Source organism: Rhodoferax sp. RT5P35 (genome assembly GCF_056521385.1).
Map to the genome: position 1 here is coordinate 88,276 of NZ_JBWMAX010000014.1, position 14,792 is coordinate 103,067.

Below are 14,792 nucleotides of genomic sequence, written 5' to 3' on the forward strand. Positions count from 1 at the left end.
ACGCTGGTGGATGCTTACTTGACCAGACCTTTGGTTTTCAGGAAATCGTAGGCCACGTCTTTGGGTTCTTCTTTTTCGCCATCCACCTGGTAGTTCATCTTGGCCATGCTGGCTTCATCGAGCAGCGCGCTGACGCGGTTCAGCACCTCGCCGATTTTGGGGTTGGCCTCCAGCACTTCGCGGCGGATCACCGGCACCACAAAGTACGGCGGCCACAGGCTCTTGTCGTCGCGCAGGCGCTTGAGCTTCATGGCGCTGATCATGCCGTCGGTGGCGTAGCCGTTGATGACCTGGATCTGGTCGCTTTTCAACGCCTGGTAGCGCAAGCCAATGGCCATTTGCAGGTCTTCACCAAACACCATGTCGTACTTGGCTTTCAGGCCGGGCAGGCCGTCCTTGCGGTCGCGAAACTCGGGGCCCGCACCGATCTTCAGCTCTTTGGCGACCTTGGCCAGGTCGGACAGGGTTTCCAGCTTGTACTTTTGCGCGGTTTCAGGCCGCACCACCATGGAGTAGCCATTGTTCAGATTGGACTGGTTCAGCAGCACCAAACCCATCTTGGCATAGGCCTCTTTGACCTTGTCGTACACCGCTTTGGGGTCGCTCATGGGTTCGGCCTTCAGCACTGCCAGCAGCATGGTGCCGGTGTACTCCGGGTAGAAGTCGATCTGCTTCTCCTCCAGGGCTTTTTGCGCAATCAGTGTGCCGCCCAGGTTGAGTTTTTTCTCGGTCTTGATGCCCGCAGCCTCCAGGGCTTGGGCGTAAATCTCGCCCAGCACAAACTGCTCGGTGAAGTTTTTAGACCCTACCCGCACAGCTTGTTGGGCCTGCGATGCCAGCGGTAGCACGGCGGTCAGGGTCAAGGCGGCCAAAGCCAGTATTTTTTTCAATCGCATGGTGAACTCCACTTGTATAGACAACATTCTAAAAACAGTATGCAGGCTTCGTGCCAAACACATAAGCTCAGCGGAACCGCAGCCGCTGGCCCAGGTTCATCTTGGCTGCTTTTTCCAGCATAAAAGCCCCCAGCGCGATATCGGACAGCGACAGGCCACGGTGCCAGAACAGATTGGTTTCCGCATCGCTTTCGCGCCCGGGTTTCAGCCCCGCCACGATCTGGCCCAGCTCGGCGTGCAGCGTAGCTTCAGACAGTTTGCCTGCGTCCACATGGGCGCGCAAAGAACCTAACGGCCCGGCCTTGGCCTGGCCCCAGTCGTCCATCACCATCTTGTCCATGATGTCGGTCAGCGACAGCTCCACCGCGCTCATGGTGCCGTAAGGAATCACGCAGGCACCCTTTTTGATCCACTCGGTTTTGAGCATGGGCGTGGGTTTTTCCAGGCGCGACGCCTCGACCACGATGTCGGCTCCGCGCACGCAGGATTCCCAGTCATCGGTCACGGTAATCTTTTTGCCCAGGTCTTGCTCTAGCCGCGCGGCAAAGGCGTTGCGGCTTTCGGGGCGGCGCGAGTGCACCCGGATTTCGTCAAAATCAAACAGGGAATTGAGCAGGCGCACATTCCAGTACGAGGTACCCCGCGCACCAATGTGGCCGGGGATTTTGGAATTCTTGCGGGCCGGGTGTTTGGCCCCCAGGGCGGTAATGGCTCCGGTACGCATGTCGGTAATGTCCGATGCGTCGATGATGGCCAGAGGTGCGCCGTTCTTGGGGTCGAACAGATTCAGCACCGCCAGTTCAGACGGCAGGCCGATCTCGTAGTTGCGGTAGAAGTCCCCCACTACCTTGACCCCCGCCAGGCCCAGCGGCCGGATGTACCCACGCAGTACGTTGAAATGGCCGGGATAGTCTTTTTCCGGCACCAGGTGCATGCGTGGCTCAATGGTGGTTTGCTGTAAACCCTGGGCCAGCAGCGCCGACTCCACTGCCGCCAGAATTTCCGCGTCGGTAAGGGCCAAGGCCTGTACATCGGGGTGGTTGAGGTAGGTGAGGTAAATTTCAGCAGTGCTGTCAGACATGTATGAGGTTCCCTATACAGGCAGTTTACGGGCAAGAACAAAGCACTGCCCACGCTCGTTAAGATCACCCCCTCTTTTGCGCCCTCACACACCATGCAACTCGCCACCTGGAACGTCAACTCCCTCACCGTACGCCTGCCCCAGGTTTTGGACTGGTTGGTGGCCAACCCGGTCGCAGTTCTGGCGCTGCAGGAAACCAAGATGACCGACGACAAGTTTCCGCACGCGGCCTTTGCCGAAGCCGGTTACCAGGCGCAGTGGTTTGGCCAGAAAACCTACAACGGCGTAGCCCTGCTCAGCAAGACACCCGCCACCGAGGTGGTGAAAAACATCCCCGGTTTCAGCGACGAGCTAGCCCGCGTGATCACCGGCACGGTCAAGGGCGTGCGCGTTATTGGCGCCTACTTTCCCAATGGCCAGGAGCCCGGCAGCGAGAAGTTCGACTACAAAATGCACTGGCTCAAGGCCCTGCGCGACTGGGTCAAGGCCGAGCTGCTGGTGCATCCACGACTGGTGCTGATGGGCGACTACAACATCACCTTCGACGATGCCGACGTGTGGGACCCGATCGGTCTGAAGGACACCATCCACTGCACCGACGAAGAGCGCTACCACCTGCAGGCCCTGGTGGCGCTGGGCCTGACAGACAGCCACCGCCTGTTTCCCCAGCCCGACAAATGCTTTTCCTGGTGGGACTACCGCGACTTTGGCTTTCGCCGCAATCGGGGCATGCGCATCGACCACATTCTGGTGAGCCCGTCTTTGAAGCCGCTGGTGACGGCCTGCGTGATCGACACGCTGCCGCGCAAGAACGAGCGACCCAGCGACCACGCACCGGTGGTGGTGACGCTAGATCCGCTATAACTTATATAGCTACTAGCGCATACAGAATATACGCCAGAGGTTTATTTTATTAAATATTTGTAGAAGCTAAACCGGCCACATATCCTCGCTCGCAGCCAACTGAATCCGATTTCTGCCATTGCTTTTTGCAAGATACAGGGCTTTGTCGGCCCTCTCAATCAGACAGATTCCATCTCCATTTTTAGCCGGAACAGCACAACTCACCCCGGCACTCATGGTCAGGCATTGGTTGTTTGAAAACATGATCCCTAGACCCAATACGGCCAGTCGAATTTTCTGGGCCAATGCGAAGGCATCTTCTGCCGATGTATTGGCCAAAACCAGAACAAACTCTTCCCCTCCGAAACGGGTCGCCAAATCACTGGGGCGCTTTGTAAATTGGCGCAGAATTTTTGCCACCTGGACGAGGCATGCATCTCCACCGGCATGTCCTAGGGTGTCATTGACCATTTTGAAATGGTCAATATCAAAAACCACCACGCTGATCGGCATCTGTTGCCGCAAGGCTCTCTGCCATTCGTCACGGAGAAAACTATTTAGCCGACGGCGGTTGGCCAAACCGGTCAGAGTATCGGTGAGGGACAAGATTTCCACCGCTTCTTCAGCCAGTTTTCGCGCTGTGATGCTGGTATGTGAAACTACCCATAGTTTCTGCTCTAAATAATCCATGGCGGCAATGCGCATCATGAACCAGCGTCTTTCCAAAGGACTATGGCAGGGATAATCGGACTCAAAAACATGCATCGCGCCCGACAGCACTTGGCGAATACCATCTGCGGTGGCCTGTATGGAGGCACTTAAATCACCCCCCTCTACATTGCAAACATGAATGTAATTGCGCCCCAGCCAATTAAAAATAGCTGGCATGCCATTCAATATGCCAAACTCCACCCACACTTTATTGACATAAACAATACTCCCCAATTGGTCAATAACAGCAATTTGATTGTCCAATGAGTCCAGCAAAGTTTTATAAAACTCGGGCTTTGTGTGCATGCTTAAGAAGCCGAAATATAAGGCGGGGTGAGAACTGGTCAAGTGGGGCCATGGATTTAGAACAGGTGTTCAGTCGCAGCCTGCGGCGCTCAAAAACTACTCCACTCGCCATCTGCTCCTGTTTGGGCAGTTTTGGCGCTACGCTTGATGGCAACAGGAAAGACCTTGGGAGTAGCCAGATAAGCACCGGGTTTTGCACCAGGTCTTGCACCGGATATTGGCTTGGTAGGAGCAATGGCTGGGCTGGCGGGCTGGCGGGTCCGTGCTGCGGGTGCAATCGCCTGCTGTAACTGCTGCCCGCCCAGCTTGAAGACCGCAACCACATTCACCAGTTCCTCGGCCTGGGATTTGAGGCTGCTGGCAGATGCCGCCATTTCCTCGACGAGCGCGGCGTTTTGTTGGGTTGCACGGTCCATTTGGGTGACCGCCTCACCCACTTGCGAAACCCCCACGCTTTGCTCCGAACTGGCGGCGCTGATCTCCCCCATCAAATCGGTAACCCGTTTAATGGAGCCCACAACTTCGGTCATTGTGATGCCGGCCTGGTCCACCAAGGCGGTCCCTTGCGCAACCCGCTCCACGCTGGCACCAATCAAAATTTTGATCTCCTTGGCAGCCTCGGCAGAACGTCCAGCCAGGGAACGGACCTCAGAGGCCACAACCGCAAAACCACGGCCTTGCTCACCCGCGCGGGCGGCTTCTACTGCCGCATTCAGTGCCAGGATATTGGTCTGAAAAGCAATACCGTCAATCACACTGATGATGTCTGATATCTTCTTGGAAGAGTCGTTGATGCCCTTCATGGTGCCCACAACCTGGGAAACCACTTCCCCCCCTTTGATGGCCACCGCGCTGGCACTTTGGGCCAGTTGGTTGGCTTGGCGGGCGTTGTCTGCGTTTTGCCGGACAGTGGAGCTCAACTCCTCCATGGACGCAGCGGTTTGCTGTAGCGCACTGGCTTGTTGCTCTGTGCGTCCGCTCAGGTCGTGGTTGCCTTGGGCAATTTCAGCACTGGAAGTGGAAACGCTTTCGGCGCTTTGGCGGACATTCGCCACCACCCCAACTAGGCTGTCCTGCATGGCTTTGAGCTGGGCCATCAAGCTGCTTTTATCGCCAGGCTTGACAAGAATGGGCATGGACAAATCACCCTGGGCCACGGCACTGGCCACGCCAGCAGCAGCACGGGGCTCACCACCCAGCGAGCCCACCAAATTGCGGGTAATCAAAATGCCCAGAGCCACGGCAGCGGCCATCGCGATGGCACTGGCCAAAATCAGCAACCAACGGGCATGGGTGTATTCGGCCGCAGCGGTGGCAATACCCTCTTCCCCGAGCTTGTTGCTATAGGCCAGGTAATCATTGGCGGCCTTGAGCAAGGCAGCCAGCAGTGGCCGACACTCTTTGTTCATCTTGGCGGTAGCTTCTTCTTTTTTCCCCTCCAGCGCCATCTTCACAATGTCGAGGGCCACAGGGCCGTACAGACCCTCAACCCGGCTAATTTCAGACACCAAGCGGCGCTCTTCAGAACTGCTTTGCGGGTTTTGCTTGATCGCGTTGTTCAGCTTGAGCAATGTGTCCTGGGTATCTTGGTGGCCCTGTATCACCAGCTGTTTTTCAACCGCCATATCTTCCGGAGTCGCCAACAGCACCAGGTTGCGTGCGGCAATGGCGCGGCGACTCACCGCGCCTCGGATATCCGTGACCATTTGGGCTTGCGCTACATTCACCTGGTGGTACTGGACAAAGTTTTCGTTGGTACTACTGAGCGCGTTGATGGCCACTAACGCGACAGCCAATACCAGTGCAGCCAATAGGCCGAACGCAGAGCCCAGTTGGCCTTTGACGGTGAAATTCTTAAAATTCATAGGGACACCTCTTGGGGTTGAAATAGTGCGGGGGTGGTTGCGGACATAGCGAACAAGAGTCAGGTTTTTTCCAGATATTGCCCCCTTTGCTTCACAGTCAAACTGTGGGAGTACAGCTGGGCCAAGGCCTCAAACTCCTCCAACGGCACTGGTCTGCCACTCAAATAACCTTGGTAAGACAGGCAGCCGTAGTCTTCTAAGCAAGCACGTTGCTCTTCTGACTCCACGCCCTCGGCAATGATGGCCACGCCCAGGCTTTTGGCCATACCGATGATGGTTTTCACAACCACCGAGTCGCTGTGCCTGGTGGGAATGTTGCGCACAAAACTGCGGTCAATCTTGAGCTGCTGGATGGGCAAACTGGTCAGGTGCTCCAGCGATGAATAACCGATACCAAAATCATCCATCGAGAAATGGATGCCGTCCCGGTTGAGCAGCTTCATCTTGTCAACGGTGTCGACAATGTTGTGCAGCACCAGACTCTCGGTGAGCTCCAGCTTGAGGCGTTGTGGATTGGCACGGGTCTGCGCGACCACCCTGCGCACAACATCGACAAAGTCGGGCTGGCGAAACTGCAGCGCACTCACATTGACAGACAGCACGTAATGGGCCGTGGCTGAATCATGGGCCCAACGCGTGAGCTGCTCGCAAGCCGTCCGCATGACCCATTCACCCATCGGCACGATCAAACCGGACTCTTCCGCAATCGGAATGAATTGGTCGGGAAATACCAGTCCATGCACAGGGTGGTTCCAACGCAACAAAGCCTCTGCGCCCAAGACCCCCTGTGATTTGTCTATTTGTATCTGGTAATAAAGCTGGAGTTGGTTGGCAGACAGCGCATCGCGCAACTCCGACTCCAACGTGATGCGGGCTTGCAATTTGGCCTGTACTTGGGGGTCGTAAAAACGGATGGCATTGCGCCCGCTGTCCTTGGCCTGGTACATGGAAATATCTGCGCATTTGAGCAGCTCATCCATGGTGGCGTTTTGCCCTATGAACAGGCTCACCCCCATGCTGGCAGTACCGTGGTGGAGGTGCTGCGCAAGCCAATGGGGTTGGTGGATGGCATCCAGAATTTTTTGGCCAATCGCCTGCGCCTTCTGTCGGGCTTGCAGCTCGTCTGCATCCAGCTCCACCAGCAAGACGATGAATTCATCCCCACCCAGCCGTGCCACCGTATCTGACTGGCGGATACAAGACTGCAAACGGAGTGCCATTTCTACCAATAGGCGGTCCCCTACATCGTGGCCCCGGCTGTCATTCACGCTCTTGAAATTGTCCAAATCCACCATCAGTACCGCGCCAAACAAATGGTTCCGCGTGCTGATAGACATGGCCTGCTGGAGCCGGTCACGCAGCAGCCGTCGGTTGGGCAAGTGAGTCAGCGGGTCGTAAAAAGCCAGTTGGTGGATGGCTTGTTCATCTGCGCCAAGCTTGGCTTGCATCAGCTGCAACGCACGCATAACCCGGCTGATTTCATCTCGACCATGGACATGGATGTGCGAACGGTAATGGCCCTTAGAGATTTGCCGGAACACGGCAATCACTTTTTTGAGCGACACAACGATAGATTTTGTAATTGCAAAACCGAGCCAGACCAACACCAGCAGTGCACCGCCCACTGCACCCCATGCCCAGTGCAGCGTACTTTCATAGTGCCTGACCCCATCGGTATAGATTTGATGGGCTGAATCAAAATGCAGTTGGCTCAAGGCTTGCAAGTCAGAGGCAGCCTTGTCAAACAGCCCCTGTGCCCGTGCCGCCAGGGGCTTTAGCTTTTCATACTGGGTAGTGCGCAGCGCACCAATGGCGGGCAGCATGGCTTCATCTAAAAGCACCAGCCGACTTTGCGCGAACTGGGACGCTCTTGATTTTTCATCTTCCGTCAACCGATATTCGTTGTACCGTAGCAACAGACCATTGATGGATGCGATGTTTTTTTCGAGCGTATCAGCGGTTTCTGCGGAAGTCATACGACTGATCGCACCGGAGTTGTTCGCTTCGCCACTGGCACCGAAGCTGGTTTCGCTCAAAGATCGCTGCAGTAGCAGCCGATTGGCCAACATCAGGTTATTGATTTTTGCCAACTGCTGGGTGGGCAACATGCGGTCTTCGTACATTGACCGCAGACTTTCGTTGGAAGCAGCAAGGCCCAAAATACCCTTGGTAGCCAGCAACACAGCCACAAATGCACCTAACCCAATCAGCGCCAGCAAACGTACGCCGATATCAACCTGAATCAAGAGCCTGCGAACGCCAGACTGGAACCATTTGAGTGAAGTGAACACGCTTCCTTGAACCCTAATAGGTTAGTTATCGGCTTTTAGTGCTGCACCAAAGCAGAACTGAGAGCCGTTTAACAAGGCGGGTTCAAGGCCTTAAAATTTTGGGCCGGGTTCAAGGGCCGATCGCTTCGTTTCGTTTCGATTATTTTCGTTACGTTACGATTTGTTGCTTTATCGCTTATTTAATCTTTAACGTCAATACGGGTTACCAGGGACTTTAAGGCCTCGTCCTTCAGCGAATTACTATTTAAGCTCAGAACATCCCGTGCCTCTACCACCTGTTTGGCAAGCCCAGACAGTTTGCAGCGATTTTTACGTGCAGCGTCACGCAATAACGAAAACGCTGCACCGCGGTTAAGCCGAAATTCCACCATCAATATTCCCGTCGCTACGCTGATGTCGCGCTCGTTGTCGAGTGCGTTTTGCAGTTGTTGCAGGGTTTCGCGCAAGCTCTGAAGGCTGTTAGCGCAAGCCAGTGCGGCTTCAATCGTCGGCACCAACTGTGACGTGTCCAACGGCTTGACGGCATAGCCCAAGGCACCTGACTGGGTGGCCTGCTCCACAAATTGCGGGTCGCTGTAGGCGCTGAGCATGATGAAAGGGATGCGGTCCAATTCACGCAAACGCCGAGCCAGATACAAGCCGTCCTGCCCCGGCATGCTCACGTCCAAAATAGCCAGGTCCGGTCGGTAACCACTGGCCAACAAAGCTTCCGCATCTTCGGCCGACTCTGAGGTAGTGACCTCATAGCCTGCGTTGGTGAGCCCACATGCGACCGTGACAAGTACCAATCGCTCATCGTCCACCAACAGAATTTTCTTACCCTGCGCAGACGCTTTGCCATTGCTCATAAGGTTTCCTTTTTGTTCTGGTAAATCACCGGAGGCCGCAACTCTAGCAAAGTCACCACATGGTCCCCACTTTGTTCTATTGCCATATGCGCGCCAATCGATGGCATCAATGCCGCGATTAGCTGCCGCCCTGTATGCGGGTCCTCGACCTGCCGATCCGCATCCAGGAGTCGGCCACGATTGCGGATCCGGATGTATACAACCTCCGTCCCGGCTGGTTGTTGGACGGCAATATCCACATATTTGAACTGCGGGTCAACGTGCTTGACGGCATTGGTAACCAACTCATTCAGCACCAAAGCAATCGGCACCGCTTCTTTTTCTGCAATATTCCAAATTGGCAAACTCGCTATCTCCAGACCCACTGGAATTTGCCAGACGTTTTGAATATCCGCGGCAATGGCCGAGGTCAAATCAAGCAGTTGCACCGCCGCATTTACCGTGCGGCCTTGCAGGCCATGGACGAAAGAGACGGCCCGTACCTGGTTAATAACCTGGTTCATCAACTCCGTCGTTTCAGGGTATTTGTAGGCAAAATGGTGCAATATGCCGGTAATACCCTGCAAATTATTTTTGATGCGGTGGTGTACTTCACGAACCAAGATTTGGCGATGCGCTGCTTCGTTAAGAAGCCGCTGTTGCTTTTGCAAATAGGTATTGGTGATGTCAATGCCATGCCACACGTAATGCGTCACCACGCCCTGTTCATTTTTAATTGCCTCTACGACCACCCGCGCCGGGTAATCTTCACCGTTTTTACGCCGATGCCACACCTGCCCATGCCACGATCCGTTGCGCAGCAAACTGCCACGCAGAGCCTCGTAAAACGAGGTTGGCAACTTGTCCGAGCGCAGAAAAGTCGTGGTTTTTCCTTGCACTTCCTGCTGTGAATACCCTGTGATACGGGTGAACGCCCGGTTGACACGCAGCACTTTCAAGTCCGCATCCATTACCGTGATGCTCTCCAGGCATTCAAAGGCGGCGGCGGCAATGCGCAAATCCTCTTCCATCCGCTTACGTTCTGTGATGTCTGTCGCAATGCTGCACACCGCGTAAATGGCACCATCCTCATTGCGTAAGGGCAATTTGACAGTCAGGTAGGCAGTGACTTGGCCATCTTTGCGGACCGTGGTTTCTTCCGTCTTCAATGTGAGTCCGTGGTCCAAAACCCGTTGGTCATTCTGGCGCAACTGGCCTGTGGTTTGTGCATCAAAAAATGCTTCATCGGTTTGTCCGAGTTTGTCCGCGTACATCCCCAGCCACGCTCGGGCCGACTGGTTCGCAAACACGTACCGAAACTCGGTGTCTTTGACATAGGTAAGCGCATTGGCATTTTTCAGGATGTCAGACAAGGCGCGCTCGCTTTGCTTCAGCGCCACAACCCGTCGGCTCAAGGTGTCCAGCAGTTGGTTGAATCCCGCTATCAACGTGCCAATTTCATCCTGGCTGGCCCCCGGCAGGGGAGACAGAGGACGCAATACATCCACCGTCTGGACCAGCTTTGCGGCAGCCACCACCAAAGGAGACATTTGACGCCGCACCGTCCACCAAATGAAGCCCCCCATCGCCACAACAGCCAGTGCCGAGGCTATTAAAAATTTCTTTTGCATGCGGTAGATGCTTACAAAAGCGTCATCTGCAGCCACAGCTGCAACTAAGCACCAATCCACCATCGGCACCATTTTTGTCGAAAAGAGAACCCCTGCGCCGAATGCATTGGTGACGACGCCCCAATGCTCACCCTGTGCAATGAGCGGCTCCAACAAAGGGCAAGTGCGTGCAGCAGAGAGCAGATTCAAAGTAAAGAACTGGTTAGTCGCGGCAACCACCGTCTGTGACCGCCGGTCCACCACGGCATAACCCACACCATGCAAATCCATGTTTTGCACAAGTTCGTCTGAGAAATTGATTTTTCCAAGTTCTACGGTACCTAACAAAACCCCGGCCACTTGGCCCTGCGCATCCCAGATCGGCACCGCCAATGGCACGGCAGGCGGCTCGAGCGAAGACCGCAACACGGGCAGCCCCGCCGCCCGCCGACTCTGGTGCAACACTGCCTCCACCGCGACACGGTAGGTCGGATTTTGGGCAGAAAACCCGGACATCGCAGCCTCCCCCACCTCCACGCCGTCCAGCCCCACCACATGCAAATCCAAGTGGACGTAGCCTTTCAAAAGAATCTTTTTATCCAGCGATTCGCGCAAGGCCGGTGGTTGCTGCAACAGTGCCAAGTCGATAGACCGGGCCGCAAACTCCAGCAACTCAAACCGCTGCGCCAGTTGCGCACCGATCACAGCAGCAGCATACGAGGCTGCTAAAAATTGCTGCTCGCCCAACAGGTGTTCTATGTTTTTGCGCCGCTCATGGCCCATGTACAACGTCAGCACGCAAAAAATAAGAACGCCCCCCCTATAGCGCTGAGCGTAACTCTCGTTTTAACGGAATTCAGCAAAGGGGAAATAGAGCGCATACACGGTTTAAACCCAACTTAAAACAGACGGCAATACGCCAATCGCAATGCCTCGACTACTACTTTTTTTATAGCGTTATGTGCAGAGAAAATATACGCCAGGAGCCTATTTATCCTCCAAATTCTGTACAAACTCCAGAAACCGCGCTGCAGGCAAAGCCCAGCTGAACAAAAAGCCTTGGTAGGCATGGCAGCCGCACTGGGCCAAAAATTCTCTTTGCGCCAGGATCTCCACACCTTCGGCCATCACAGCCGGGCCCAGGTGCTTGAGGCGCTTCGGCTGGGCCCCGGTGGTGACCAGCAGGGCCAACACGCTGTCTACAAAGTCAGCCTCGCGAAACTGCCTGGCGCTGACATTCACCACCAGCACCAGTCCGGCCAGCAACGGCTGTTGGGCCCAGGCCACCAGTTGCTTGCAGGCCGTCTCCAGCACCCATTGGCCTTGCGGCAAGATGAGGCCGGTCTCCTAGGCCAGCGGAATAGAGCTGCTTGGCGACACCCAGCCACGCGCCGGGTGGAGCCAACGCAGCAGCGCCTCGGCTTCTGTAACCCGCCCTCGCCCGTCTGCCTGTGGCTGGTAGTGCCGCTCGAATTGAGGAAGGGCCATGGCCAGGCGGAGATCCGCCTCCAACGCGGCACGGGCGTTGACTTCCGCCTGCATGGCAGGGTCATAGAACCGCAGTCCATTGCGCCCAGCAGTTTCGGCCTGGTACATGGCCAGATAGGATTGCTTGAGCAGCTCGTCCATGGACAGGTTTACGCCATTGAAAAGGACCACACCGACGCTGGCCATGCTGTTGAAGCCAAAGTCGCCCAGTTGGTAGAGCTGGTTTAACGCAGTCACGATTTTCTCGCCTATGGCGCGTACGTCGGCCGCGGCGGTCACCAGATGGGTGTCCAGGTTTTCCAGCACCATCAGAAACACGTCGCCACCCAATCGGGCCACGGTGTCACAGTCGCGGATACAGGCCGACAAACGCAGGGTGGCCCGGCGCAGTAGCAGGTCGCCCTTATCGTGGCCTCGGGTGTCGTTCAGGGTTTTGGAGTTGTCCAGACCAATGAACAGCAAGGTCCCGGTGCGCTGGTTGCGTTCGCAGGAAGTCAATGCCCGTTGCAGCCGGTCCATCAGCAGTCGGCGGTTCGGCGGCTCGGTCAGGGGGTCAAAAAAATGCCAGCTGGCGGATCTGGTCTTCGGCTACCTTGCGCAAGGTAATGTCGGACAGCGTGGCTACCGTCCTTGTGTTACAGCACCAATTCACCGGCCGGAATCAGCTCACAGGTGGCAAACATATGCTCCATTGCCTGGCGCGCACCCTCGCGCATGGGCACCGGGATGATCAACTCGCGCAAATTGCGGCCAATGGCTTCTTGGGCGGTAAAACCGTACGGCCGCTCAGAGGCCTGGTTCCAGAAACGGGTGCTGCCATCGGGTGCGTAAGCTTGCACCGAGACCCCGGGAATGACCTTGATCAGAGTGCGTAAGCGGGCCTCGGACTCGCGAAGCACCATGGCCAGCAGCAAGTTGGCCGGTGTAAACGCGGGTATCAGCGCCAGGGAAATGGATAAGAGTTATGCCGCAGGCAGCGGCGACCAGAATAGCAAACCCTAAACCCACTGCCCCCACCGCAGATGCGCACGCCACAGGCGTAAATGCAGGCACTGCAGCACGCCCAACACCAAAATCCAAGCCACATCCTGGGCCAGGTAAACCACCATAGATGCACTACCAACCTAATGCACGCACCGTATCAGGGGATCTAACGCGAGTTTGTTACAAGTCAAGCTTGCTTTAGTACGCTTTAAGCCGAGCTGGGGAGGAAATTTTTGTGCAAGATCTCGCGCAAATAACTATAAAAATAAGAGCATCTAGCGCATATGAAATATACGCCAGAGCCTTATTTCTTATAGTTTCACTCCAGACCCAACTCCTGGATCTTGCGGGTGATGGTGTTGCGGCCAATGCCTAGCTTTTGCGCCGCTTCAATGCGCCGTCCCCGGGTGTTGTGCAGGGCAGTGAGGATCAGCTTGGACTCGAATCGGCGCGACAGCACGTCCCACACATCGTGCCGGTCGTTGGCCAGTAGCTCCAGCGCCTCGGCCTCCAGGCCCAGTTCCCAACCGGTCTGGGCACTGGGTGCATGGGCGTGGGCATCTGGGGGCCGCGCCGGCTCGGCGCTGGCGGGACGCAAAGCAGATTCGGCATCCATGTCCGGGCTGATATCCACATGCACCAGCGGCACGCCGATAGTACGGGTCGCCGTGGTGTGGCCCAGGCTGGATGGCGGAACCGTCACACCCAACACATCGGGCGGTAAATCTTTGGGCTCAATGGTCTGGGCCGGGGCCATCACGGTAAGCCAGTGGCACAGGTTTTCCAGCTGGCGGACGTTGCCAGGGAAAGGAAACAGCGCAATCTGTGCCAGCGCCGCGTCAGAAATACGTTTCGGCTCCACACCGAGCTGTTTGGCGCTTTGCTGCAAAAAGTGCCGGGTCAGCATGGGCACGTCTTCGACCCGCTCGCGCAGCGCGGGCAAGCGCAGGCGGATGACGTTCAGGCGGTGGAACAAATCTTCGCGGAACACGCCGTCACGCACGCGCTGCTCCAGATCCTGGTGGGTGGCGGCGATCACACGCACCTGGGCCTTGACGGCGTTGTGGCCGCCGACGCGGTAGAAATGCCCGTCGCTCAGCACCCGCAGCAGCCGCGTTTGCAGGTCAAACGGCATATCGCCGATTTCGTCCAAAAACAACGTGCCGCCATCGGCCTGTTCGAAACGGCCGCGGCGCATGGTTTGTGCGCCGGTGAAGGCACCGCGCTCATGGCCAAACAGCTCGCTCTCCAGCAGGTCTTTCGGAATTGCTGCGGTATTGATAGCTACAAACGGCCCATTGGCGCGAGGCGAATGCTTGTGTAGTGCACGGGCTACCAACTCTTTGCCGGAGCCGGATTCGCCAGTGATCATCACCGTGACGTTGCTTTGGCTGAGGCGGCCAATGGCGCGGAACACGTCCTGCATGGCCGGGGCCTGGCCCAGCATTTCTGGGGCGGCGGCCATGCGCTCTTCGGCCACTTCTTCGCGCTGGCTCTCTTCCACCGCGCGGCGGATCAGCTCCACCGCCTTGGGCAAGTCAAACGGCTTGGGCAGGTACTCAAACGCGCCGCCCTGGAAGGCCGACACGGCGCTGTCCAGGTCGGAAAAGGCGGTCATGATGATCACTGGCAGGCCGGGGTGCATCAGCTTGACCTTCTCCAGCAAGTCCAGACCCGAGCCACCAGGCATGCGGATATCGCTGACCAAAATCTGCGGGCCGTCTTCGTCGGTGGAAGATTCCAGCGCAGCCAGTACGTCGCGCGGATTGGTAAAGCTGCGGGTTGGCAGGTCTTCGCGCAACAGCGCTTTCTCCAGAACAAAGCGGATGGATTGGTCGTCGTCTACTATCCAGATCGGCTTCATAGTGGGGGGGTACCTTGGGTCAGGCT

12 protein-coding genes are annotated in these 14,792 nt (G+C 56.5%); 1 reads left to right on the forward strand and 11 read right to left on the reverse strand.

Translation table 11 applies throughout. From position 1 onward, the window contains the following. Nucleotides 1-14: 14 nt before the first annotated feature. Nucleotides 15-896, reverse strand: coding sequence for a glycine betaine ABC transporter substrate-binding protein (locus AC097L_RS19625; protein ID WP_479588399.1), 882 nt, complete (start codon nt 894-896; stop codon nt 15-17). Nucleotides 897-963: 67 nt separating this feature from the next. Beyond that, nucleotides 964-1,977, reverse strand: coding sequence for an ornithine cyclodeaminase family protein (locus AC097L_RS19630; protein WP_479588400.1), 1,014 nt, complete (start codon nt 1,975-1,977; stop codon nt 964-966). Nucleotides 1,978-2,070: 93 nt separating this feature from the next. Between AC097L_RS19630 and AC097L_RS19635 the strand changes: the two genes are divergently transcribed. Next, nucleotides 2,071-2,841 carry an exodeoxyribonuclease III gene (locus AC097L_RS19635; RefSeq protein WP_479588401.1) on the forward strand — a complete coding sequence of 257 codons (771 nt, stop codon included), beginning with the start codon at nt 2,071-2,073 and terminating at the stop codon, nt 2,839-2,841. A gap of 66 nt (nt 2,842-2,907) precedes the next feature. Here the strand turns inward: AC097L_RS19635 and AC097L_RS19640 are convergent, their stop codons facing one another. From AC097L_RS19640 to ntrC, 9 genes are all read right to left on the reverse strand, one after another. Beyond that, nucleotides 2,908-3,837, reverse strand: coding sequence for a sensor domain-containing diguanylate cyclase (locus tag AC097L_RS19640; RefSeq protein ID WP_479588402.1), 930 nt, complete (start codon nt 3,835-3,837; stop codon nt 2,908-2,910). Nucleotides 3,838-3,926: 89 nt separating this feature from the next. Next, nucleotides 3,927-5,702 carry a methyl-accepting chemotaxis protein gene (locus AC097L_RS19645; protein ID WP_479588403.1) on the reverse strand — a complete coding sequence of 592 codons (1,776 nt, stop codon included), beginning with the start codon at nt 5,700-5,702 and terminating at the stop codon, nt 3,927-3,929. A 59-nt stretch (nt 5,703-5,761) separates the two neighbouring features. After that, nucleotides 5,762-7,993, reverse strand: a complete 2,232-nt coding sequence (locus AC097L_RS19650; protein ID WP_479588404.1) for an EAL domain-containing protein — start codon at nt 7,991-7,993, stop codon at nt 5,762-5,764. Between the two features lie 179 nt (nt 7,994-8,172). Further along, on the reverse strand, nt 8,173-8,841 hold the full coding sequence (locus AC097L_RS19655; RefSeq protein WP_479588405.1) for an ANTAR domain-containing response regulator: 669 nt from the start codon (nt 8,839-8,841) through the stop codon (nt 8,173-8,175). Further along, on the reverse strand, nt 8,838-11,213 hold the full coding sequence (locus AC097L_RS19660; RefSeq protein ID WP_479588406.1) for a PAS domain S-box protein: 2,376 nt from the start codon (nt 11,211-11,213) through the stop codon (nt 8,838-8,840). Before AC097L_RS19660 ends, AC097L_RS19655 begins: the two co-directional genes overlap by 4 nt. A 204-nt stretch (nt 11,214-11,417) precedes the next feature. Next, nucleotides 11,418-11,762, reverse strand: a complete 345-nt coding sequence (locus AC097L_RS19665; protein ID WP_479588407.1) for a hypothetical protein — start codon at nt 11,760-11,762, stop codon at nt 11,418-11,420. Nucleotides 11,763-11,777: 15 nt separating this feature from the next. Beyond that, nucleotides 11,778-12,437: a diguanylate cyclase domain-containing protein gene (locus AC097L_RS19670; protein ID WP_479588408.1), complete on the reverse strand. Its 660-nt coding sequence runs from the start codon at nt 12,435-12,437 to the stop codon at nt 11,778-11,780. Between the two features lie 116 nt (nt 12,438-12,553). Continuing rightward, nucleotides 12,554-12,820, reverse strand: coding sequence for a PAS domain S-box protein (locus tag AC097L_RS19675; protein WP_479588409.1), 267 nt, complete (start codon nt 12,818-12,820; stop codon nt 12,554-12,556). Between the two features lie 401 nt (nt 12,821-13,221). Then, entirely contained in the window at nt 13,222-14,766 is a 1,545-nt protein-coding gene (ntrC, locus tag AC097L_RS19680; protein WP_479588410.1) for a nitrogen regulation protein NR(I), read from the reverse strand. Between the last annotated feature and the right edge of the window lie 26 nt (nt 14,767-14,792).